At 40.5% G+C, this 24,233-nt stretch carries 19 protein-coding genes; 16 read left to right on the top strand and 3 right to left on the bottom strand.

Features of this window, described 5'->3' with window-relative positions:
• Positions 1–478 precede the first annotated feature (478 nt).
• Positions 479–1,864, top strand: a complete 1,386-nt coding sequence (locus N1I80_RS17695; protein ID WP_340739155.1) for a S41 family peptidase — start codon at positions 479–481, stop codon at positions 1,862–1,864.
• An 84-nt stretch (positions 1,865–1,948) separates the two neighbouring features.
• On the opposite strand, the gene N1I80_RS17690 is transcribed toward N1I80_RS17695, so the two are convergent.
• Entirely contained in the window at positions 1,949–2,089 is a 141-nt protein-coding gene (locus tag N1I80_RS17690; protein ID WP_340739154.1) for a sporulation histidine kinase inhibitor Sda, read from the bottom strand.
• A gap of 294 nt (positions 2,090–2,383) precedes the next feature.
• Between N1I80_RS17690 and N1I80_RS17685 the strand changes: the two genes are divergently transcribed.
• Positions 2,384–3,130 (top strand): hypothetical protein, encoded by a 747-nt coding sequence (locus N1I80_RS17685; protein ID WP_340739153.1) that lies wholly within the window; start codon positions 2,384–2,386, stop codon positions 3,128–3,130.
• 53 nt (positions 3,131–3,183) lie between these two features.
• Here N1I80_RS17685 and N1I80_RS17680 read toward each other — a convergent pair whose 3' ends face one another.
• Positions 3,184–4,332: a polysaccharide deacetylase family protein gene (locus N1I80_RS17680; RefSeq protein WP_340739152.1), complete on the bottom strand. Its 1,149-nt coding sequence runs from the start codon at positions 4,330–4,332 to the stop codon at positions 3,184–3,186.
• Positions 4,333–4,535: 203 nt separating this feature from the next.
• Between N1I80_RS17680 and N1I80_RS17675 the strand changes: the two genes are divergently transcribed.
• The 12 genes from N1I80_RS17675 (at position 4,536) to N1I80_RS17620 (ending at position 19,352) form a co-directional block, all read left to right on the top strand.
• Positions 4,536–6,599 (top strand): BglG family transcription antiterminator, encoded by a 2,064-nt coding sequence (locus tag N1I80_RS17675; RefSeq protein WP_340739151.1) that lies wholly within the window; start codon positions 4,536–4,538, stop codon positions 6,597–6,599.
• A 19-nt stretch (positions 6,600–6,618) separates the two neighbouring features.
• Positions 6,619–7,104, top strand: coding sequence for a PTS sugar transporter subunit IIA (locus N1I80_RS17670; protein WP_340739150.1), 486 nt, complete (start codon positions 6,619–6,621; stop codon positions 7,102–7,104).
• Positions 7,104–7,382 (top strand): PTS sugar transporter subunit IIB, encoded by a 279-nt coding sequence (locus N1I80_RS17665; RefSeq protein ID WP_340739149.1) that lies wholly within the window; start codon positions 7,104–7,106, stop codon positions 7,380–7,382. Before N1I80_RS17670 ends, N1I80_RS17665 begins: the two co-directional genes overlap by 1 nt.
• A 214-nt stretch (positions 7,383–7,596) precedes the next feature.
• Positions 7,597–8,856, top strand: a complete 1,260-nt coding sequence (locus tag N1I80_RS17660; protein WP_340739148.1) for a galactitol-specific PTS transporter subunit IIC — start codon at positions 7,597–7,599, stop codon at positions 8,854–8,856.
• 35 nt (positions 8,857–8,891) lie between these two features.
• Positions 8,892–9,923, top strand: coding sequence for a zinc-binding dehydrogenase (locus N1I80_RS17655; protein WP_340739147.1), 1,032 nt, complete (start codon positions 8,892–8,894; stop codon positions 9,921–9,923).
• A 35-nt stretch (positions 9,924–9,958) separates the two neighbouring features.
• A complete protein-coding gene (gene deoC, locus N1I80_RS17650) occupies positions 9,959–10,630 on the top strand; it encodes a deoxyribose-phosphate aldolase (RefSeq protein WP_340739146.1) in 672 nt (223 codons plus the stop codon).
• A gap of 75 nt (positions 10,631–10,705) precedes the next feature.
• On the top strand, positions 10,706–10,867 hold the full coding sequence (locus N1I80_RS17645; RefSeq protein WP_340739145.1) for a hypothetical protein: 162 nt from the start codon (positions 10,706–10,708) through the stop codon (positions 10,865–10,867).
• A 33-nt stretch (positions 10,868–10,900) separates the two neighbouring features.
• Positions 10,901–11,953: a galactitol-1-phosphate 5-dehydrogenase gene (locus tag N1I80_RS17640; protein ID WP_340739144.1), complete on the top strand. Its 1,053-nt coding sequence runs from the start codon at positions 10,901–10,903 to the stop codon at positions 11,951–11,953.
• Positions 11,954–12,055: 102 nt separating this feature from the next.
• A complete protein-coding gene (gene tkt, locus N1I80_RS17635; protein WP_340739143.1) occupies positions 12,056–14,071 on the top strand; it encodes a transketolase in 2,016 nt (671 codons plus the stop codon).
• Between the two features lie 145 nt (positions 14,072–14,216).
• Positions 14,217–14,483, top strand: coding sequence for a phosphocarrier protein HPr (locus N1I80_RS17630; RefSeq protein ID WP_340739142.1), 267 nt, complete (start codon positions 14,217–14,219; stop codon positions 14,481–14,483).
• Entirely contained in the window at positions 14,483–16,198 is a 1,716-nt protein-coding gene (ptsP, locus tag N1I80_RS17625; RefSeq protein ID WP_340739141.1) for a phosphoenolpyruvate--protein phosphotransferase, read from the top strand. Before N1I80_RS17630 ends, ptsP begins: the two co-directional genes overlap by 1 nt.
• Positions 16,199–16,499: 301 nt before the next feature.
• A complete protein-coding gene (locus N1I80_RS17620; RefSeq protein ID WP_340739140.1) occupies positions 16,500–19,352 on the top strand; it encodes an S-layer homology domain-containing protein in 2,853 nt (950 codons plus the stop codon).
• Positions 19,353–19,447: 95 nt separating this feature from the next.
• Here the strand turns inward: N1I80_RS17620 and N1I80_RS17615 are convergent, their stop codons facing one another.
• Positions 19,448–20,869 carry a DUF6612 family protein gene (locus N1I80_RS17615; protein ID WP_340739139.1) on the bottom strand — a complete coding sequence of 474 codons (1,422 nt, stop codon included), beginning with the start codon at positions 20,867–20,869 and terminating at the stop codon, positions 19,448–19,450.
• A gap of 569 nt (positions 20,870–21,438) precedes the next feature.
• Between N1I80_RS17615 and N1I80_RS17610 the strand changes: the two genes are divergently transcribed.
• Entirely contained in the window at positions 21,439–22,095 is a 657-nt protein-coding gene (locus N1I80_RS17610; RefSeq protein WP_340739138.1) for an NEAT domain-containing protein, read from the top strand.
• Positions 22,096–22,119: 24 nt separating this feature from the next.
• Positions 22,120–24,015: an NEAT domain-containing protein gene (locus tag N1I80_RS17605; protein WP_340739137.1), complete on the top strand. Its 1,896-nt coding sequence runs from the start codon at positions 22,120–22,122 to the stop codon at positions 24,013–24,015.
• Positions 24,016–24,233: the final 218 nt, after the last annotated feature.

Genomic DNA, 24,233 nt, shown 5'->3' with positions numbered 1-24,233 from the left:
TGTCTAAACGTTGCTAAGTGGTGTAGCGTTATGAAGTTTCCGCGGGGTGTGCCAGTTTTTCGTCTCGGTGTCCCAGTTTTCCCAAAGGGTGTCCGAGTTCCCAAATTCGGTAGTCGAGTTTCCGCGGGGTGTGCGAGTTTTCCATCTCGGTGTCCTAGTTCTCCCAAAAGGTGTCCGAGTTCGCAAATTCGGTAGTCGAGTTTCCGCGGGTGTATTAGTTTTCCATCTCGGTGTCCCAGTTCTCCCAAAAGGTGTCCGAGTTTGCGAATTCGGTAGTCGAGTTTCCGCGGGGTGTGCGAGTTTTCCATCTCGGTGTCCCAGTTCTCCCAAAAGGTGTCCGAGTTCGCAAATTCGGTAGTCGAGTTCCGTATCCGGGGTATGAATAACCGCCCACATAAGTATGCTAAGACTATTCAATAAAGTGAAATGAATAGTATAATAAGGAAATAGCTAAACAGAAGTGAGGGGGCTCGTCATTTTGAAGAAAAATAGTAGATGGCTACTGCCGTTATTTACGATGTTATTCGTATTATTACCATTTGTAGCATCGGCGTCAGCAGAACCGCTGGATGACATGCGTCAATTCATCCGTGATTATTATGTCGATGATGTGCCAGAATCGGTATTGATGAAAGATACGGCGCAAGAGATTACTAAGCATTTAGATCCCTATTCTGTCTATATGAGCGCGCAGGAATATCAAGGCTTTGTCAATGGAATTGAGCAACGAATTATTGGAATTGGTGTTGTGCTTGAAGAAGATGCGAAGGGAATTAGGGTAACATCTGTTATTCCAAAAGGACCAGCAGAACGGGCGGGCATTCAGCCGGGGGATATCATTACACATGTTGAGGGGCAGAGCCTTATAGGCAAGTCTGTTCAGACAGCAGTATCTTGGATTGGTGGGGCAGAAAATACAGTCGTAGCGATTACACTTGAAAGGCATGGTCAACAAACGCCACTCACCCTGCGTATTAAGCGCGAAGTCATTACGATAGCGAATGTGGAATCGACAATGCTTGGAGGCAATATTGGCTATATTCGTTTGAATAGTTTTGCGACGGAATCTGCCAAAGAGATTAATGATGCGATTCGATCACTGCCCGGTGCAGAGGGATGGATTGTTGACTTACGGAATAATGGTGGAGGTTATATAACGGTTGCGCAGGAAATAACGGGATTCTTCCCGAAGGCAGTTGGGGCTTTTCAATTACGAGAAAAGAATGGTCAGCCAATCACCTATAAAGCAATATCTCAAACTAGTAAATTGTCAGCACCCACTCATTTGTTGATGAACGAATATAGTGCGAGCGCTTCTGAGATGGTTGCGGCGGCAGTGAAGGAGCAAAAGCTAGCTACTATCTATGGTCAAACAAGCTACGGTAAAGGTACGATGCAATCGATGTTCGACTTTAGGGACGGTAGTGTGTTGAAATTGACGACTGCCAGGTTTTATTCTCCGGGGGGGCAGGCTGTGGATAAAGTCGGTGTGAAGCCGGATGTACTCACGAAAAAAGAAGCGGAGCTGGAAGCATCCCATCGTGCTCAATTAATCAGAAAGTGGAAGGGCTATAAAGCGCTACCGAAACTGTCCAATGTCCCCGTAACAAAGAAACTCAAAGTTGAAATGAATGTAGCGATGAATTGGCATAATCTCGACAAAGCCGCCATCCAGCTCATTCAATTAGGCGGAGAAGAAAGCTCAGTAACAATCGAAATAATAGATGATCGAACAGTAACGGTCATTCCAACAAAGCCGTTGGTATCAGGTGAGTCATACGTGCTCGCTGTCCATCCACGTTGGAAAGGGACCAATAATCATTCGATGAAACAAGGGATCTATGTAGATATAACAGTGAAATAAGTGAAGGCAGTAGGGTCTCGGTAAGTAGAGAGCCTACTGCCTTTTTGTAGCGGGGTAACAGAAGTAAGTGCACTAAGGAGTTTATCAAGAAGATTTTTGGATTTGAGAAAATAGAGATCTCCGGTTCATTTCAACTTCTAATAAATAAATAAAAAGGGGATTGAGGTTGGAAGCTTTTGCTGTCGTGTAGGATTTAATAAGCAAGTCATCGGGTAGTTTACTCATTTGAAATTTCACCTCCAATTTTGCAGTATATGTTGTTATAAAATAAAATGTGTAAGCATATAGTGTTAAGTAATAATGATATACTCTTAATCTATCAAAAAACGAGCATAAGAACAATCGTTCTCTTATCCACAGATGTCGGTGGATAACCTGTGGTTAAAATGTTTATAAAAGGTGTGGATACATAGGGCATGGTCGGTATAATGTTTATAAACTTATCCACAGTTGTAGAAAAGCGAGAATTTTGTCGAACGATTTTCTGAAGAAAGTGGGAAAAGTGGAGGGAGGAACGACTTGTATTGTATACAGTGTGGATACCATCAAAGTGAAGGGAAGTTTTGTGCGAAATGTGGCACTGCTTTAGGGAATGATTTGAACGGGATAGTGGAAGCGATAGTGGTAACATCCAGGCGGCGGCAATCGAATGATTATGTTGGACAGATGATAGCGTTGTTCAAAAGGTACGGGCATTATTGTTTGAAGTACTTGAAGCGGCCTAGCGAAGTATTTAAAGAGGGTGAAAAAGAGTTTACCAATGGCACAGTAACGATTGGACTGTTGGCTGTTTTAGTAGGGCTTACCATTTTCACCTTCATGCAGGATGTTGAATCAACCACATTGTCTGTAATAGCTAGTGTCATAGCTTATGTTTTGATGAGTACGGTGATGGTCCTTGGTTCGCTGTATGTAACAACGATGTTTTTAGGACCTGAACAATCCGTTAAAAAACTTATTGGCATATATGGGACGTATCTGATCCCGGTTGCTTGCATCGTATTTATCGCATTCATTTTCCAACTAATAAACGTAAACACCCTCGGAAATCTATTACTCCTATTTGCCCTTCTATTCGTCCTATCTATTATTCCTCTGTACATCGTCATAAAATTATTGACACAAGACGTATCAGTGCTCGATCCATTGTATAGTGTTGTAGTTTATATGGTTGTTTTCAGTATCTTATCTTACATTTGCCTTGCGATTTTCGGAGATTTTATCATGGGTGACATGTTGAATTGGTTGAGGTTTAGATATATATAACAACAAGCCCCTTCATTTTTATGAGGGGGCTTGTTGTTATAGTGACTTTTAATTTACATACCTTCTAGCTTATCTGCAAAATCTATCAATGTCATACTGGAATGGATGCGCTGCCGTTTTAATTCAAACAGAGAGTCGCCTTGAAACACGTTGCCTTCGTCAATCGTATAGCCGCTTGTCATTCCAGCGGATTTTAGTGCACGGATTGCTTGGGGACTTCGTTTACCATATGGATAGGCGAGTGCCGTCACCCGATGGTCATGGCCAAGAATCTCCTCAATTGAGCTGTTTGCTTGTTCAAGATCATTAAAGATTGCAGCCTCCGATTCCTGTTGGAGAAGGCTCATATTTGTATAGGAATTGTACATATGGAATTCGTGTGTATGGTTTTGATAGGAATAGACGTCCTGTGTTTGAATCATGCCTAGCTCTGATACGGTGTTTGGTCGGTTGATGCGACTGGTAATCAGGAATGATGTTGCTTGGAAGCCATGTGCTTTTAAAATGGGATAAGCCAAGTCGATGGTCGATTGATAGCCGTCATCGAATGTGATGAGGACCGATTTTTTAGGTAGTGTTGACTTTTTGGTTACCCAGTTTTCCAATTGCTTTGGAGTAATCGTTGTCCAACCATTTTTCTTCAAATAGTCCATTTGTTCTTTGAACTTTTCAATTTCCAAGGTAGATGTATTGTTGTCTGTTTTGTTGCGCAAAATATCATGATACATCAAGACGGGAATACCAGCTTCAATCTTCAGCTGATCCTTATGTATGTACCCCGTTTTACCACCCATGATGATAGGAAAATAGTTACCCTTTAACCGCTGGACTTGAATGGTCATATTTGGTTGAATTTGTCCAATGACGGCCGCCTTTGTTGTTGGACGATCTACAATTTGTACTTGGGCAGATGTCTTCGCCCTGACTGGATGTGTACCCTTCCAGTTTACGGGTTCATCCTTTGTCACTTGTGCTTTTTTCTTTGAAAATTTAACCTCATCACTGCCAATCACTGTGTAATAATAGCGATCCGATTCCTTCATCACCGTATGTGAAGTGCCTTTTTCAAAGACGGCCACCTTTTGACTTTCATTAAAAACGGCTGTTGCTTCGGTGATTTTAATCGATTTCATGGCAGAGGCCTCGGTGAAAGTCGGAAATGCCATGATGGATAACAATAGTAGTACGAATAATTTTTTCAATTTACATTTTGCTCCTTCAGCCTTGTATCTATCTATATGATAGTGAGAAATAGGTGAACTAGCAAGCAAAGTTCTGGATATGGATTATGCGTAAAAATAAAGTTAAACGCAATGATGTACAATGAGTGGCCAGCAAGTTGTGACGAAATCTTGTACAATATTTAAATTTGTCATGCTAGAATCAAGTTGAAAGGAGGGTAAGTATGCAGCTTGATAGTCGAAGTCGCTCGCTATTTGAAGAATTAATGAGTAATCCAAGCACTACAAGCAAAGGGTTAGAAAAGAAATATGGCGTCACTCGTAGGCAGCTAGGATATAGTTTTGAGAAAATCAATGACTGGCTGCAAGCTAAAAATCTTCCAATCATTGAACGAACTAGACAAGGATATTTTATAGTTGATCACTCGATTATTTCAAACTATAGCAGCGAGAAAATCGTAGCTTCATCAGAAATGAACATCATATCTGAAACACAGCGTGTGTATACGATTATACTGATGCTCCTTAGCAAGCAAGAAGAACTTTCCCTTCTACATTTTACAAGTGAATTAGATGTTAGTAAGAATACAGTTTTGAGTGATTTAAATGAAGCACGTAAATTGGTGAATGACTATGATTTAGTGATTCGTTACTCACGGAGAGATGGTTATTTGTTAGAGGGTGAAGAGTTCACCATTCGAAGACTCTTAATCAATATCATCTATAAGGTATTGGAAATGCCCAATGGCAAGGTGCGAATTTTAGAATTAGCGAATGTAAAAGTAGCGGAACTAGAGGATTTAAAAAATCGACTTGAAAAAATAGAGAATAAACTTAGCTTGAAATTTACTGATGAAAAAGTAGAAACGTTACCATTCACTCTTTTACTGGTGTTACGCAGAGTTAAAACAAGTGTGATGCAGAAATCATTCTCTATTCAATATGAGGAATTATCGGGTACAAAAGAATATCAAGCAACCGAGGAGATTCTATTTGATCTTGAAGAAATCCCTATGCAGGAACGATTGTTCATCACATTACATCTTTTGACAGCGAATGTCTATTGGTCAGAAACAGTAGTGGAAGAAGACTTTCCGAATTTGGTCCAAGTGTTGGAAGAGATGCTGCGTTTATTTGAAAAGAGCACAGCTATTTACTTACAGAACCGGAAGCAATTATTGAATAAGATGTTACTGCACATGAAGCCTGCCTACTATAGGATAAAATATCAACTGACAGAGGTGAATGAGTTTGGATATACACTCATTCAAAGTAGATACAAAGAATTGCATCATCTCGTTAGTCAATCGACAAAGCCGCTCGCGGATTTGATTGGTCGGGATATCCCCGAAAATGAAACGGCATATTTAACAATGCTAATCGGCGGTTGGCTACGAAAACAGGGGGATAGCCTTCAAGAGAAAGTCAAGGTGATTGTTGTCTGCCCGAAAGGTGTTTCCGTTTCGCGTTTGATGTTTGGCGAGTTGCGGGAATTGTTTCCGGAATTTATATTTTTGGATTCATTATCGGTCCGGGAGTTTTACGACTATGATCTTGAGTATGACATCGTATTCTCTCCTATGTTCTTAGAGACAGAGAAAAAATTATTTCTCGCCAGCTCATTTCTTGAACGAGAAGAAAAGAATCGCTTACGAAAACAGGTCATGCTTGATTTACAGGGTTACATTCCTTTTGAAGTAAATATAGTGGACATCATTGAAATTGTGAAAAAACATGCAGTGATTGAAAACGAATCGTTGCTAGAAAACGAATTGTATGAGTATGTCAATCGCAATGATAGAGAACCAATCATCAGTCGCGAATTGGAGCCTGCTGCCGCCAATTTAAATGATTTAATCACACCTAACAATATAACGTTGAAAAAATCGGTTGGATCATGGGAGGAAGCGGTACGGATAAGTGCCAAGCCGATTGTGGAAAGTGGTCATATTGAGCCCAAATATGTGGATGCAATTATCCAGCAAGGTGAGGAAGATCCGTATATTATCATTGCACCACATGTGGCCATTCCACATGCGGCTCCCGATGAAGGAGTAAACGATGTGTCGATGAGTTTACTCAGATTGCAAGAGGGTGTTCGGTTCGGAGAAGATTATCTGATTCATTTAATTGTAATTATCGCCGCCAAAGATAAGCAACAACATTTTCGGGCGCTTATGCAACTGATGAAGTTGGCGAGTTCTGCCAATGATCGACAGGCAATTATCAATGCGCAATCCATTGAAGATGTTTATGACATTATCAAGAGTTATTCAATAGATCAATAACAACGAAGAGGTGCACAACATGAGTGAATTATACTTTAATGAATCAACTATTTTATTGGATTTGGAAGGCAGCACGATGGAAGATGTGTTACATGCGATGGCTTTGAATTTAGAAGAGCAAGGATTAGTAAAAGATTCATTTAAGGATGCTATTATTGCTCGGGAACAAGAGTATGCAACAGGTTTGCCGACAATCGGTGTATCCGTTGCAATTCCGCATACCGATCCCGAACATGTCAACCGGAAAACAATCTGCGTTGCGGTTCTAAAAGAAACGGTAGACTTCGGTGTGATGGGTGATCCGGAAGATACGACACCTGTTAAATTAGTGTTCATGTTAGCAATGGATCAAGCAGATTCACAGCTAAGCTCATTGCAAAAGTTAATGCGAATTTTCCAAGATGAACAAACACTACAATTTCTAGCAAATGAAAAAGAGAAAACAAACATCCTTGAATTGCTAGCAAATAAATTAGAATTTACATTGGAAGGAGGTGTCCAATAATGAAAAAGGTATTAGTAGCTTGTGGAGCAGGTATCGCTACATCAACAGTTGTCAATAGCGCAATTGAGGAAATGGCAAAAGAAAATAACATTAAAGTGAATTTAGTTCAAATCAAAATCACTGAAGTTTCATCTCATGTAGATTCAGCTGATTTACTTGTAACTACTGCAATGACAAAGACTGAATATCCATTCCCAGTCATTAACGCACGCGCATTTTTGACAGGTATCGGTATGGAAGAAACAAAAAAACAGATTCTAGAAGAGTTACAAAAATAAATCAATTAAGCCTCGGCGTAATTGCGTCCAAATTTTGAATTGCGCTTGCGCAATTGACTCCCTTGAAAATTTGTGACATCCGCCGGAGGCTTAACTAAATTCAGCCGGGGTTTTGAACCCCCACTGAATTTAGTTAAAACAATCCCAATTTGATAGTCTCGATTTCCTAAGTGGAAATCGAGACGTACTTTGAACATATAAGGAGGAATTAAATATGCAAGGATTTGTCGATTTTCTACAAGGCTTTCTAGCTTTAGGTGCTACTGTAATCCTACCTGTTGCAATCTTTTTCTTAGGTCTATTTTTCGGTCAAAAAGCAGGTAAAGCATTTCGTTCTGGTTTGACAATCGGGGTTGCGTTTGTCGGAATTTTCTTAGTTATCGACTTGCTTGTCATGAACCTCGGTCCTGCTGCACAAGGCATGGTTGAACGCTTAGGTGTGAATCTAACTGTTATTGACGTTGGTTGGCCTGCGTCATCATCAATTGCATGGGCGTCCGTTGTGGCAGCGTTTATCATTCCGCTCGGCCTACTTGTAAACGTTATCATGCTTGTAACGAAAACAACGAAAACAATGAATGTGGACATTTGGAACTTCTGGCACTACACGTTTATGGCTGCAATGGTCTATGCAATTTCGGGAAGCATTATCCAAGGGTTGATCGCAGCGGTTCTATTCCAAATTGTCTGTTTGAAAGTGGCTGACTGGACAGCTCCAATGATGGGCGAATTCTTTGATCTACCGGGAATCTCCATCGCAACGGGTAGTACAATTTCGTATGCACCAGGTATTTTATTAGTAAAATTAGTGCAAAAAATTCCAGGATTGAAAAACTTGAATGCAGATCCTGATACGATTCAAAAACGTTTCGGTATTTTTGGAGAATCCATTTTCATCGGGCTATTCCTTGGTGCGACAATCGGTGCATTAGCAGGATATAGCGTTGGTGATGTCATTGAAATCGGTATGGCAATGGCTGCCGTTATGGTGCTAATGCCACGTATGGTTAAGATTCTTATGGAAGGGCTTATGCCAGTCTCCGAATCCGCACGTGAATGGTTGAATAAGCGATTTGGTGATCGTGAAATTTATATCGGATTAGATGCTGCTGTTGCACTCGGACATCCAGCGGTCATTTCAACGGCCTTGATTTTAGTTCCAGTTACGGTTCTGATGGCTGTATTTTTACCGGGTAACGCAGTACTTCCATTCGGTGACTTGGCAACGATTCCGTTCGTTGTTGCATTCATCGTAGGGGCAGCAAGAGGGAATATCGTCCATTCTGTCATTGTTGGAGCAATCATGATTGCGATTTCTTTATACATTGCAACAGATGTCGCGCCAATGTTTACGGAAATGGCGGTACAGAGCGACTTCAATATGCCTGAAGGTTCAGCAATGATTTCAAGTATTGACCAAGGCGGTAATATTGTGAACTGGATCATTTATAAAGTATTCAGCATCTTTAATTAACCAAATTGTTCGAACAGCAGCTAGGAGGAATTCAGATGAAAGCATTAGTGATAACGGATCATGGATTTGGAAATCTTGAGGTTCAAGATAAACAAGAGCCCACTCCAGGCAAAGGTCAAGTAAAGATCGAAGTGAAGTATGCCGGAATTTGTGGATCTGATATCCATACGTACGAAGGGCACTACAAAGTGGGCGTGCCTGTTACATTAGGCCATGAATTTTCCGGGGAAGTTGTCGAAGTTGGAGAAGGTGTAACAGAATTCAAACTGGGAGACCGGGTTACGTCTGAAACGACTTTCTATATTTGCGGCGAGTGTGAATATTGCCAGTCTGAAGATTACAATCTTTGTAATCACCGCAAAGGTTTGGGGAATCAGCAGGATGGCGGTTTTACGAATTACTTAATCGCGCGTAAAGAAAGTGTCCATCATCTTCCTGAAAATGTGGATTACCAATCCGCGGCTATGACCGAGCCGTTAGCATGTACACATCATGCGGTGGCTAAAACGGATATTCATGAAGGTGACCTTGTAGTTGTCATCGGCCCTGGCCCGATTGGCCTTCTTACTGCACAAGTGGCGAAAAGCCGAGGTGCGAAGGTTATTATCACGGGTTTAACAAACGATAAAGTACGTTTGGATAAAGCGAAAGAATTAGGAATCGACTACACGGTTAACACGCAGGAAGAGGATCTTAAAGAGCTCGTCAATAGCTTGACGGATGGCTATGGCGCAGATGTCGTATTTGAATGTTCTGGCGCGGTTCCAGCAGCTAAACAGGGACTTGACCTGCTACGTAAAAAAGGACAGTATTGCCAAGTCGGCCTATTCGCTCAACCGGAAATTCAGTTTGATCTTGAAAAAATCATTCAAAAAGAAATTCGTGTTGTCGGAAGTAGAAGTCAAAAACCGGCCGACTGGGAACCATCACTAGCTTTAATGAATGAAGGTCTAGTCAACGCTAAAGCTTTGGTCACACATGAATTCGATATTACGCAATGGGATGAAGCCTATCAAGCTATTAAAAGTGGGGAAGCCATCAAAGTATTATTAACACCTGTGAAATAATACTACAAAATATCAGTTTGAAGGAGACATACAAAATGACGAAACAACAAATTATTGACATGATTGATTACACACTGTTAAAACCGACAGCAACGAAAGAAGATATCACTATTTTTTGTAATGAAACGATTGAACATGGTTTTAAAACAGTGTTTGTAAATCCTTATTATGTTAAACATGCGTATGATCTACTTTCTCCACATCACATCAAAGTCGGTGTTCCAATCGGATTCTCGCTCGGCGGTGCGACAACGAAAACAAAGGTTGTAGAAACAAAAGAAGCGATTCAAAATGGAGCTCTTGAAATTGATATGCTTATCAATTTAGGTGCATTGAAATCAAAAGAATTTGATATTGTCAAAAATGATATTGCTGAAGTTGTTAAGGCATCAGAAGGATTAACAACAAAAGTGATTATTGAAACAGCTCTATTAACAAACGAAGAAAAAGTAGTGGCTTGTCAGCTCATTATGGAAGCAGGCGCTGACTTTGTAAAAACAGCAACTGGCTTCAATGGTGGCGGTGCAACAGTTGAAGATGTACAGCTTTTGCGGTCAGTTGTTGGAAATGACTTCGGTGTGAAGGCAGCCGGCGGTGTTCGAACATATGAAGACGCTGTGAATATCATCGCAGCTGGTGCGAATCGAATTGGGACAAGTGGTGCAATCGCAATCATTTCAGGTCAAACATCAACAGCTGCTTATTAAGATATCTAGCAGGATGAACGATTAAGTACAGGTACTTAATCGTTCATCCTATAAACAGAACTGAGGGTGATTAAAATGATGGATACATTTCTGGACTTTATGTTAGGACCAATGCGATCAATCGGCAATTTTTACTTTGAAAATCAGTTGATCCTTAACGCGCTTATCGTAGGGATTGCATTATATAAAATCGTCTCAAGTAAGAAAAAAAAGGCGAAAAATGAACCAGTCAGCTAACAAAAAAACTACATCTAGAAAGAAGCGATCATGATGAAAGCATTAAAACTTTACGGCGTACAAGATTTACGATCCGAAGATGCCGATAAACCAGTTATTGCACATGAACAGGATGTCATCGTAAAAGTGAAGGCCGTTGGAATTTGCGGCTCAGATATTTCTCGATTCAATAAGCTCGGACCTTATATAGAAGGAATGATCTTTGGTCATGAATTTGCTGGGGAAGTAGCGGAGGTAGGATCTGGCGTCGAAGGGATTAAAGTGGGAGACCGTGTTGCGGGATGCCCAACCTTTTATTGTGGAACATGTCTAAGCTGTCAAAAGGGAGAGCTCGCGCGTTGCGAAAAGCTGACAGTTATCGGTGCAAGACATCCTGGCGCTTACGCTGAATATGTGAAATTACCAGCTGAAAACATCGTTCCGATTCCTGACAATGTCGATTATGATACAGCTGCAATGATCGAACCATCTGCAGTCGTTGTTCATGGATTTAATAGAACATCGATGCAACCTGGTGCAGAAGTAGCGGTTATGGGCTGCGGCAATATCGGCTTATTGGCGATTCAATGGGCCAAAGTATTTGGTGCTAAAAAGGTTTACGCTATCGATATCGATGATGCGAAACTTGAAATGGCGAAGGAAGCTGGCGCAGATGTGCTGATCAATTCGCTTCATAAGCCAGCCTACGAACAAGTCCTAGAACATACGAATGGTCAAGGAGTGGATGTAGCAATCGAATCAGCGGGGTCACCGATCACATCTGCACAAGTACTGGCCCTCCCTAAAAAAGGTGGAGAAGTGGTCTATATGGGTATTCCGTATGGCGATGTTCCGATTGAACGCTTTTACTTTGAGAAAATTGTTCGAAACGAATTGACGGTATTAGGTTCATGGAATGCTATTTCTGCACCATTCCCAGGTAAAGAATGGAGTACAACCGTTCATTATATGAGCACGGGGCAAATTGATGTAAAACCAATGATTACACATCGTTTGGGCTTAGAAGAAGGTCCTGAAATATTCAATAAAATCATTAACCGCGAAGGTTTTTTCGGAAAAGTTCTTTTTTATCCTGAATTGGATTAATATTTGCCATACGGTGCCAGTTACTATCACAATTCGAAGGACGTGAATTGTGATAGTAACTGGCACCAATGTATTTTAAGATAATTTGAGGGGGAAATAATTATGTCAACAACTACAAACACTTTCGTTGAACAACTGTCCATCAATGCAATCCGTACATTAGCGATCGATGCAATTGAAAAGGCGAATTCAGGTCATCCAGGATTACCGATGGGTGCTGCGCCGATGGCTTATACGCTATGGACTGACTTTATGAATCATAATCCGAAAAACGCGAAATGGTTTAACCGCGATCGTTTTGTACTTTCCGCGGGCCATGGCTCAGCACTTTTATATAGCTTGCTTCATTTAGCAGGCTATGACGTGACTATCGATGATTTGAAAAATTTCCGTCAATGGGGTTCCAGAACACCCGGGCATCCAGAAGTGAATCATACACATGGAGTAGAAGCAACGACTGGACCATTAGGACAAGGTATCGCGATGGCAGTAGGGATGGCAATGGCAGAAGCGCATCTTGCGGCTACTTTCAACAAAGACAAATTGTCTATCGTGGATCATTACACGTTTGCCTTGGTCAGTGATGGCGATTTAATGGAAGGGATTTCCCATGAGACAGCTTCCTTAGCAGGTCATTTAGGACTTGGAAAGCTGATTGCCCTTTATGATTCTAACGATATTTCATTGGACGGGGATTTGGATAAATCCTTCTCGGAAAACACAGAACAACGTTTCAAAGCATATGGCTGGCAGGTGATCCGCGTTGAGGATGGAAATGATGTTAATGAATTAAGAAATGCCATCCAACAAGCGAAAGAGAATGTAGATCAGCCGACACTTATTGAAGTGAAAACAATAATTGGATACGGTTCGCCGAATAAATCGAATTCATCTGCCTCTCATGGCGCGCCACTTGGTCAAGATGAAGTGAAATTGACGAAAGAAGTTTATAATTGGAATCATGAAGAATTTCATGTACCTGAAGAAGTATATGCAGATTTCAATAAAAAAATTGGTGAAAATGGGGCGGAAGCGGAAGCCAAATGGAATGAAGTGCTCGCAACTTATAAAGCAAACTATCCGGAACTGGCACAACAACTAGAACTCGCGATTCAAGGCGAGCTACCTTTAAACTGGGATCAGGGTTTGCCGGTCTATGAAGTGGGTAAAGATACATTAGCAACAAGAGCATCATCCGGTGAAATTTTGAATGCGATTGCGAAGACAGTCCCGAACTTCATTGGCGGTAGTGCGGATTTAGCGGGCTCTAACAATACAATGATTAAAGGCGAAGCCGACTTTTCACGTGACAACTACGCGGGTAGAAACATTTGGTTTGGCGTTCGTGAATTTGCGATGGCTGCGGCGTTAAATGGTATGGCATTGCACGGCGGTTTGAAAGTCTATGCGGGCACCTTCTTCGTGTTCAGTGACTACTTGAAACCAGCAATGCGTTTATCAGCATTGATGAATGTACCTGTTACCTATGTATTTACACATGACTCCATCGCGGTAGGTGAAGACGGTCCAACGCATGAGCCAATCGAACAATTGGCTTCACTTAGAACACTTCCGGGTTTATCGCTCATCCGGCCAGCTGATGCCAATGAAACACAAGCTGCATGGCGTCTTGCGTTGGAATCAACGGATACACCGACAGCGCTAGTGCTAACTAGACAAGGTTTGCCAACGTTGGAAGGCACGAAAGAACAGGCGTATGAAGGTGTGAAAAAAGGCGGCTATGTTATCAGCAAAGGTGAAAAAGAAATGCCTGATGCACTGCTGATCGCGACGGGTTCTGAAGTCCAATTGGCTGTAGCTTCTCAAAAAGCATTGAAAGAAAAAGGAATCGATGTCAATGTCGTCAGTATACCATCATGGGATCGTTTCAAAGTGCAAGATGCAGCATACAAAAATGAAGTCATTCCTCCACATGTTACAGCGCGTGTCGGCATTGAAATGGGCTCTTCATTTGGCTGGGAACGTTTTGTTGGCAATCAAGGTGTAATGATAGGTATTGACACATTCGGTGCTTCGGCAAAGGGTGAAAAAGTCATTGAAGAATTTGGATTTACAGTCGAAAATGTTGTAAAACATGTTGAATTACTAGTAAAATGATATAGAAGGATGTAAACTTTAGATAAGTGTCGTTCCGCCGGGAAACTATTTAAGCTAGTTGACGCAAATCTACAGTTGCAAATCGATGTAGTAGTAGGTGTGGGAACGCTACACAAATTATATAGAATGAAGGAGTTTGATTAAGATGGTAGAACAACAATTCACAGTAACAGATAAAGCAGGTATTCACGCACGTCCAGCAGCAATGTTAGTAAGCGTAGCAAACAAATTTGTAGCAGATGTAAATTTAGATTATGGTGGGAAAAATGTTAACCTCAAATCTATTTTAGGTGTTATGTCTTTAGGGATTGGATTTGGCGAAACGTTCAAACTAAATGCTAACGGCGCAGATGCACAGGACGCAGTTAATGAGTTAGCAAAAACATTGAAAACTGAAGGATTGGCAGAATAATGAGCTTACTAAAAGGAATTGCGGCATCGAGTGGAATTGCAATTGCAAAAGCATACTGTTTGGTTGAGCCTGATTTATCTTTTAGTAAAAAAATGATTGAAGACAGTGCGACTGAAGTCGCACGTTTTCAGTCGGCTCTCGCCATTTCTAAAAGCGAATTAGAAGCAATTCGTGATGTCGCTGAAAAAGAACTAGGTGTAGATGACGCAGCTATTTTTAATGCGCATGTACTAGTGCTAACAGATCCGGAGCTAATTGGGCCGATTGAAGAGAAGATTAAAACGGACCAAGTCAATGCTGAATTCGCTTTGAAAGAAACAACAGATATGTTTATTACGATGTTTGAGCAAATGGATAATGAGTATATGCAGGAACGTGCGGCGGATATTCGGGACGTCACGAAACGAGTATTGTCGCATTTACTAGATGTTAAAATGGTCAGCCCAAGCATGATTTCTGAAGAAGTCATTGTCATTGCGGAAGATTTAACGCCATCAGATACTGCGCAGTTAAATCGCCAATTTGTCAAAGGCTTCACGACAGATATCGGTGGAAGAACATCCCATTCCGCAATCATGGCTCGTTCGTTAGAAATTCCAGCTGTTGTCGGAACACAAGAATCGACAAAGCTCATTCAAGACGGCGATCTTGTAATTGTTGACGGATTAAATGGAGAAATACATATTAATCCTAGCGCCGAAGTAGTTGCTGACTACGAAAGTAAACAGGAGCAGTTCGAGCAGCAAAAGGTAGAATGGGCCAAGCTGGTCAATGAAAAAACGATGACGGCAGACGGCCATCAGGTTGAATTGGCTGCCAACATTGGTACGCCAGAAGACTTGGTAGGCGTTGTCAATAATGGTGGAGAAGGCGTTGGACTTTACCGTACTGAGTTTTTATATATGGGCAGGGACAAGCTACCAACAGAAGAAGAACAGTTTGAAGCCTACAAAAAAGTTTTGCAAGGAATGGAAGGTAAGCCAGTTGTTGTGCGTACACTTGATATTGGTGGAGACAAAGAGCTGTCCTACTTACAATTACCTGAAGAAATGAATCCATTTTTAGGCTTCCGCGCGATTCGTCTATGCTTGGAAGAGCAAGAGATTTTCCGTACGCAACTGCGTGCGCTGTTACGAGCAAGTACATTCGGTAACTTGAAAATAATGTTCCCTATGATTGCAACGCTCGGTGAATTCCGCCAAGCGAAAGCAATTTTGGAGGAAGAAAAACAAGCGTTACTAGCAGCAGGAACAGCGATTGCAGATCATATCGAAGTCGGCATCATGGTGGAAATTCCATCGACTGCTGTTCAAGCAGATGTATTTGCGAAAGAAGTCGATTTCTTCAGTATCGGAACAAATGACTTGATTCAATATACATTTGCAGCAGACCGTATGAATGAACGTGTTTCCTACTTGTACCAACCTTATAACCCTGCAATCCTACGCCTCGTGAAGATGGTTATCGACGCAGCGCATAAAGAAGGCAAATGGGCTGGTATGTGTGGAGAAATGGCGGGAGATGAAATCGCTGTACCACTATTGATTGGTTTAGGACTCGACGAATTCTCAATGAGTGCGACGTCGATTTTACCGGCACGCACACAAATCAAGAAATTGAAGAAGAGCGATATGGTTGAACTTGTGAATGAAGCACTCCAGATGGGAACAGCTGAAGAAGTTGTGGAAGCTGTTAAGGCACGTACTGGTTTGTAAGGTTAAATATGATAAGCAGTATCCTTGGAGTGAATAATCATTCTAGGGGTACTGTTTTTTATATGGGTTTTAAGCTGAAATGAAGAACCTTGCGCGCAAAGCGGGTGTTCCTGCGCGCAAAGTGAGAGTTCCTGCGCGCAAAGCAAGTCACACAACTCCTCCGCCTATTATTCTAGTAAATAGCAAACATCCAAAAATTGGACGCTGATAGAGGCTTGCTATCATGCTACTATAAAAGGTGCAACGCCCAAGGTACATAAGCTGTACCATTTCTATTTATTCTAGAGGAGGAAATGAAGTAATGGCTAATTATTCATCAACAAAATATAAAAAATTTGTACTAGGTGCGGCGTCAGCGGCCCTAGTAGCGACTGCGGTAGCACCAGTTGCAAGTGCGAAAGATTTCCAAGATACAAAAGGAAATACGCATGAAACAGCAATCGATGCTCTATCTGATGCAGGGGTTATCACGGGTTATCCCGATGGTACATTCCTACCGAACAAAACATTGACTCGTTCTGATGTTGTTAAATTGATGGGGAAATGGCTTGTAGCAGAAGGTTATAAAGTGCCAGCAGACTATAAAACTAATATGCGTTTCGCTGATTTGACAGCAAAATCAAATGATGAATTATTGCAATATGCTGCAGTTGTCAAAGAAAATGGTGTGTTCAATGGTAGCAATGGTCGTCTATTAGCGGGCGATAATATTACGCGTGAAAATATGGCAGTCGTCATTGTTCGTGCTTTTGATCAAGTACACAATATGGATCTTGTCACTTACGTTAAAGCACAAGATTTCAAAAAAGACGTTATTGACCTAGGTAAAGCGAAAGCTGAAGCACGTCCAGCTATCGACGTTCTTGATTTCTTCGATATTACGAACCCGATTGCACCGAACTTCAATCCTAAAAACACGACAACTCGTGGACAGTTTGCGACATTCCTTCATAAATCAATGAATACAGACTACTCTGCTGTGAAAGCGCCAGAAGTGAATGAAGACCTAGTAGCAGTAGAAGAGGCTGCTAAACAAGTAGTAGCGGGTGAAGTAATAGTTTCACGTGGCGAATATGCAACGGATGCAAACAAATTAGCAGCAGTACAAGCATATGTTGATGGTCTTGTGAAAGAAGAAGGAGTAGCAGCGAAAGTAGCAGCAGGCAAAACTGCAGGAGACTACGTTGTTACACTTACTAAAGGCGAAGAAAAAGTAGAAAAAACAATTGCTGTAACATTTAACTTTACAGCAGAAGATCGCTTTGTTACTGAAGTGAATGCTCTGAATGCTACACAGGTTGAAGTTAAATTCAGCACAGCTGTAGATGCAAAATCAGTACTAGATACTAATGGTGCCATTAAAACTAATGTGATTTCTTTAACTTCTTTAGATGGAGTACCTGCTGGATCACTTAAAGGTGAACTTAGCAAGGATGGAAAAACATTGATAATCACAGCTGGAAATGTTCTTTCAAAACGCTATGATGTTGTAGTGAATGGATTGAAATCAGTAACTGGTGCTACTATCGATAAATATGAAGCAACGATTACAATTGCTGCAGACAAAACTGCTCCTACAATTTTGGGAACTACGAATGTCAGTGCATCTAAAGTTAAAGTAAGTTTCTCTGAACCGATGCAAGCGATCGCTGCTTCTAGTGTTCAATTTACACTTGCTGATGGAACAAAAGTAACTGGAATTACAGGTGACCTTTCAACAGGAGCACAAGAAGTGATCTATGATCTTTCTGTTGCAGAAGTTGGTCAAGCAATCACTGCAACATTCATCGGTGCAAAAGATATGGCTGGTAATCTGATTACACCAAACCCAGCAAAAGTGACATTCCAAAAAGGTGCAAAAGACGGAGTAGCGCCGACGGTTACTGAAATGGTACAAGTGGGTCCGAAGAAATTTACAATCAAATTCTCTGAAGAAATCCAAACACCAGCAAATGACGCAATTAATGTTTCAGCTGGCTCAACACAAAATGCTGTTACTTTAATTGAAAAAGATCAGCAAGATCCGACAACTTATATCGTAACAGTTGCAAATGACCTTGATGGTTTGACAACAGTAACAACTGCTGCTAACAAGGTTATTACTGATCTATCTGGTGAGACAGCAACATTCAGTAAAGTAGTATCATTTGTTAAAGATACTGTTGCACCAAAAGTTCTATCAACAAAAGTTGTTGTTGATAAAGAAAAAGAATACCTAGAAATCACTTTTGACAAAAATGTTAAGCTTACAAAAGCAGTGTCTAAAGTTAAAGCTACAGGCTCATACGTGAAAGATTCCGTAACTCATAATGTTACTGATCTATCTGCGGCAGATCTTGATTACAAAGACGATAACAACAAAAAAGTTGTTCGTGTAGCACTTACTGATCTACTTGGAAAGGCTGATAAGAAGGGTGCAGCATACCAACTTGACCTTGATTTCACAAGTGTAGTAAGTGAAACTAATAAAACAGCAGCAAACGTCCAAGTAGTAACATTCACACGTGGTGAAGATGGTACACCAGCAACTGAAGAGAAAATTAAAGTTGAAAAAAATGGTGTAAACCAACTTGGAACTGATAACAACGTAGTTGTCGTTACTTTTGATCAAGAAGTAGATGCTGCAACGGCAACAATTGCTTCTAACTATAAAATTGCTGATGCAGAAGTAGAATCTGCTACTGTAAATGCAGGTACTTTAAACAAAGTAACACTTAAATTGAAGGCTGGTTCAAACAATTTTACTGGCGAGCGTAATGTCGTTATTGAAAATGTAAAAGCAAAAGGTTCTTCCGTGGTTATGGACAAATACGAAGGAACAGTTAAACTTAACGAAAATATTGCACCAACAGTAACAAAAGCAGTGTTAACGGCTGACAACAAAATCACATTAACATTCAGTGAAAGTGTGACAGTGGATGCTGATGCGTTTGAATTATTTATTGGTAATTCAACTACTGCTATTAGTACTTCTGTAGCGGAAGTAAAAGGTGAAGGTGCTAAAGAAGTAGTGATTTCATTAGAAGGTGAAAAAACTACATTCACTGATGCAGATATGAAAGCAGGCGTAGTCGTTAAGTTAGCTGATAAGAAAAATGTATTAGATGTAGTGAATAACCCGTTAAACTTTAAATTAATTACAGTAACTCAATAATCGAATGACAGCGGTGCAGGCACTTGAATAAAGTTATGCACACAAAAAAGCGGAACAAGCTCGCCAGGAGCTTGTTCCGCTTTTACATATACTTATTATGCTGCTACTTCTTCAGCTAATGCTTTTTCAAGTTCAGCTTCAAGAATTTTCATGAATTCTTCCATAGTGATTGCGTTTTTGATAACTTCAGCAGGAACTTTGATTTCTTTTACAGCGTTAAAGTCGCTGAATGTACCATCAAGTAGCAAGCTGATTGTGATTGTATCTTCGTCCATAGTCATTGTAATGTTAGCAACTGCAGATACATCTAGTGGGAATAATGTTTCTTTATCGATTGTAGAAACGATATAGAACTCTTCGATGTTGAACTCAAGACCATCAAAAAGACCTTCAAAATCTAGTTCTTCAATAACTACTTCTTCAGTAGCTTCTTCTTCAGTAGCTGCCTCTTCAGTAGCTTCTTCTTCAGTAGCTGCCTCTTCAGTAGCTTCTTCTTCAGTAGCTGCCTCTTCAGTAGCTTCTTCTTCAGTAGCTACTTCTTCAGTAGCTTCTACTTCAGTAGCTTCTGTATCAACAGCAATAGTTTCAGTTAGTCCTGAACCTAAAAGTAAAGACATAACTTCGTCCATCATTTCGCTAAACTCTTCATTTGAAATTGTTTGTGTCATTACGTATACATCGTCGTATTCGTAGATGTTAAGACCTTTTGTGAATTTCGTTTGTAACGCTTCTAATTGTGCAAGTAAATCTTCTTGACCTGCAACATCTAGTAAGCCTTCTGTTAATTCGTCTTCATACTTTACCCAAACATCACCGATTTGTTGGAAGTAACCTTCTTCTGTAAGATAAATACCAGAAGTCTCTTCCATTTTTTCACCAGCGAAGTTTGTTGACATTTTAGTCAATGTGTAAAGTGACATTGGATCCATGATTTGGTCCATTGTGATGTCCATTTTCATGTCAATAGCTTCTTCTTCAAGTGAAGATTCCATTTTCATATCCATTGTCATTTTTGTTGAAAAGCTGTCCAATTCAACTGCAGCTGATTTTGCCAAAAGTGCAGCAACCTCTTCTTCAGCTAGACGGTTTGTTGTAACGTTTACTGATTTTTGGTCTTCAGCAACTTCAACCTCAAACCCTTCTAATGTAGCTAAAAACTCACCAGAAATATAGTTTCCGTAGTTTTGTAGTGTTAGTGGGAATTGAGTATCTGCTTTCTTACCATTTACTTCAATCGTACTAGCACTTGCTTTGAAGTCAACCGTCAAGTAAGTATTTGAAACGTTTACTGCACCTGACTTACTGTCCTTTGAAACTTTGAAACCTGCTTCGTTAAATAGATCTTCGACTGGCAATAGAACTTGGTCGTGTGACACAAATGCCTGCTCGTACCCTTTAACTTCGACACCATCGACGTATACTGTTACTGCGTCGGATTGTGCAAATGCTGAACCTTGTGGTAATGCGAATGAAAGTACAAAAACAAGCGCAATAACCAATGTAGCTAACTTCTTCATCTGATAAAACCTCCTATTGTCTTTTGGAAAAAAATACTTACAACAAAGTAAGTATACTACAAATACGAATATATGCCAAAAAGGTTTCAGTTATTATTGAATTTTTCTTTTAAAATAGCAAAAATAAAAAATGGAATAGGCTCATAGAGGATCTTATTCCATTTCAAAAGTACTTATTTCTTAGCCTCTTCCACTTTTTTGCTTCCAGTGCTTTCAAGAAATCTTCCAGGCTGATTGCATTTTGGATAACATCAGCTGGAATTGTGATTTCTTTTCCTGAGTTGAAGTTGTTCGTGTGAATATGCGTATATGACATGCAATTTTTTATTAAATTCAAAAACCTTTCCGTGAAATTGTATAGGCATTTTTTTGAATTAATTATCGTACAATGGGCTCTTTGACACGACTTTTTAATAAAAAATGTGAACAGTTTGTGAAAGGTCTAATGACTCGTTGACATTAGTATTCTATCAGTTATTATTAGAAAGAGACACGTAGTGATAATCATTCTCAATATATAGGTTGAATGTAAAAAAATACTTATGATTAGAAGGGAGTTAGAAGGGAGTTTGCCTACTGCAAAGTTTGTTGGAAGCAAAAAGGTATCGTTTGCGAAAAGAATGTTAGCGAGATCGTTTTTCGCGACTATACTGGGGTGTTTGCTGTTTGTCTTCCAATTGCCAGAAGCTGTTGCTGCTGAATTATCAAACGGTACATATGTTGTAGAGTACGAGATGTTGCAGGCAGATAGTGATTCTGTATCTATTGCAAATGATTATTTTGAGAAGCCAGCAACACTTACCGTCGATAACGGGATTCAATATATACAATTCACGGTTAACCGCAGTGAGTGGGTTAAGGTTCTGACAGCTACGAATGGTGAGTCATTTGTCGACGTGGATGTTGTGAGTGAGGATACAGAAAATGACCAGCGTGTCATTGCGTTTCAGGTGGATGGAGATATTTCACAGCCCGTGTTGATGCAGATGCACGTAAAGATTGAAGATATGGTACCAGTGTATGACCATAAGTATACCGTTCGTTTGAATTTTGATTTGGAGACAATGCAAGTGACAGACGCACCTGCTGTTGTCGTTGGTTCATCTGATTCTGGATCAACAACAGATGAGGGAATAGGGAACAATGTAATTCTATATATACTTATTGCAGTACTTGCCGCAGCTATTGTGATAATTGCGCGCAAATTTAGTTCATCTAAAAAATAACGATCTATTAAAGGAGAGAAACGAATGAAGAAGCAAATTATGATGTTGTTATCAGCATTACTTGTCGTATTTTCAGTATTCCCAGCACTTCAATCTCAAGCCGCAGAAGTGACGAAGCAAGAAGTTGAGGTAACATTTGACGTATTAAAAGCAGATAGCGATGATAAGTCCACTGCGGGAGACTTTGTGACAAGCCCAGCTAAAATTGTTGTTGAAGATGGTAAGACTTATGCATATGTGACACTAGAGCAAGCGAAATTTTGGCAGTCACTAAAAGTACAGAAAACACAACCAGGTACTTTTACAGAAGATAACTTTGTAGAAGCAGTTGTAGTGAGTGAAGATGAAAAAGCAGATACTAGACTCGTTAAATTTGAAGTCCAAGACGTTACAAAAGTATTGAATATTAAAGCACATATTATTGTAACGGGTATCCCAGGAATTGGTGAGTATGACCATAGCTATGACCTTCGTTTGAAATTTGACGGTAGCCAAGCTCCTGTAACACCAGAAGTAACACCTGAAGTGAAACCAGAAGCAGAAGCAGTAGCAGATGGCGCATACACAATCGATTTTAAAGCATTACACGAAAAAGAAGACAAAGACTCTTCAATGGCTAGATATATCGATGCAGCAGCGGCACTTACAGTGAAAGACGGTAAAAACCTTGTTGCGTTAACATTAACAAACAACGAACAAATCACAGCATTCCAAGTAGAGCAAGACGGTAAATACGTCGACGCAACAGTTGTTAGCACAGATGAAAAAGCGAACACACGCGTTGTTGCATTTGAAGTAGCAGACCTTACAGCTATTATGAATTCAAAAGTAACAGTTTCTGTGCCAGCCCAAAACTATACAGGCAACCATGTCGTTCGCCTTTCATTTGATTCAAAAAGCATCAAAGCAGTAGCAGCCGAAGAAGTTGAAGAAACACCAGAAGTAGCAACAGACGGTGCATTTACAATCGACTTTAAAGCTTTACATGAAGAGGAAGATAAAGAATCTTCTATGACAAGATATATCGAAACGCCGGCAGCACTTACAGTGAAAGATGGTAAAAATCTTGTCGCACTTACATTAACAAACAACGAACAAATTACAGAATTCCAAGTAGAACAAGATGGCAAATTCGTCGACGCAACAGTTATTAACACAGACGAAAAAGCAAACACACGTGTAGTAGAATTTGAAGTAGCGGATCTATCTGTAATCGTTAATGCAAAAGTAACAGTATTTGTAGCAGCTGCAAACCACACGGGTAACTACACAGTTCGTCTTGCTTTTGATAAAGATAGCATCAAAGCAGTAGCAACTGAAGAGGTACCAGAGGTAGAAGAAGTACCGGAAGTTGAAGAAACGGTTACATTTACAGACATCGATAAATCATGGGCAAAACCGTATATTGAAGCACTTGCTACTAAACAAATCGTTAAAGGCAAAACAGCGACAACGTTTGCTCCAAATGAAGATATTACAAGAGCGCAATTCGCAGTGATGTTGTCACGTGCACTTGAGCTACCGAAACAAGATTTCGAAGGAACATTTTCTGACGTAACAGAAGCAATGGACGGAATTGTAGCTGATATTGAAGCAGCAAGCCGTGCAGGTATCATTAAAGGAAATGAAGGCAAGTTTAATCCGAACGAAAAAATCACACGTCAACAAATGGCAACAATGATTATCCGTGCAATTGAATTCAAGGACGCGACTGTACTAGAGGGCGTAACAAACGCTGTTTCATTTGCAGATACAAAGAACATTACTGCTGATGCACAAAAATCAATTGACTTGGCAGCAGGCCTTGGCATCATCAGCGGAAAAGAAGTAAAAGGTCAAAAGGTATTTGAACCAAAAGCAAACGCAACTCGCGCACATGCTGTTAAAATGGTTTATTTCCTATTAGAAAAAGTTCAATAATTATTAACTATATAAGTTGAATTAATTTTTCTCCAGCCGATTGGAGTGAAGAGCGGCGACTCCGGCGGGAACAGCGCGAGCTGAAGACCCCACAGGAACGCAGTGACGAGGAGGCTGAAGCCGTGCCCGCGGAAAGCGTCCGCTCGTAACGGAAATCGGCGGGTAGTCGGATTATTTAATTCAATGTATATAATATGAATAGCAATCCCAATGCCGGC

Origin of the sequence: Sporosarcina sp. FSL K6-3457 (assembly GCF_038007285.1) — a bacterium.
In the GTDB taxonomy this organism is placed as follows: domain Bacteria; phylum Bacillota; class Bacilli; order Bacillales_A; family Planococcaceae; genus Sporosarcina.
This window is presented reverse-complemented; position numbering and strand designations above follow the sequence as displayed.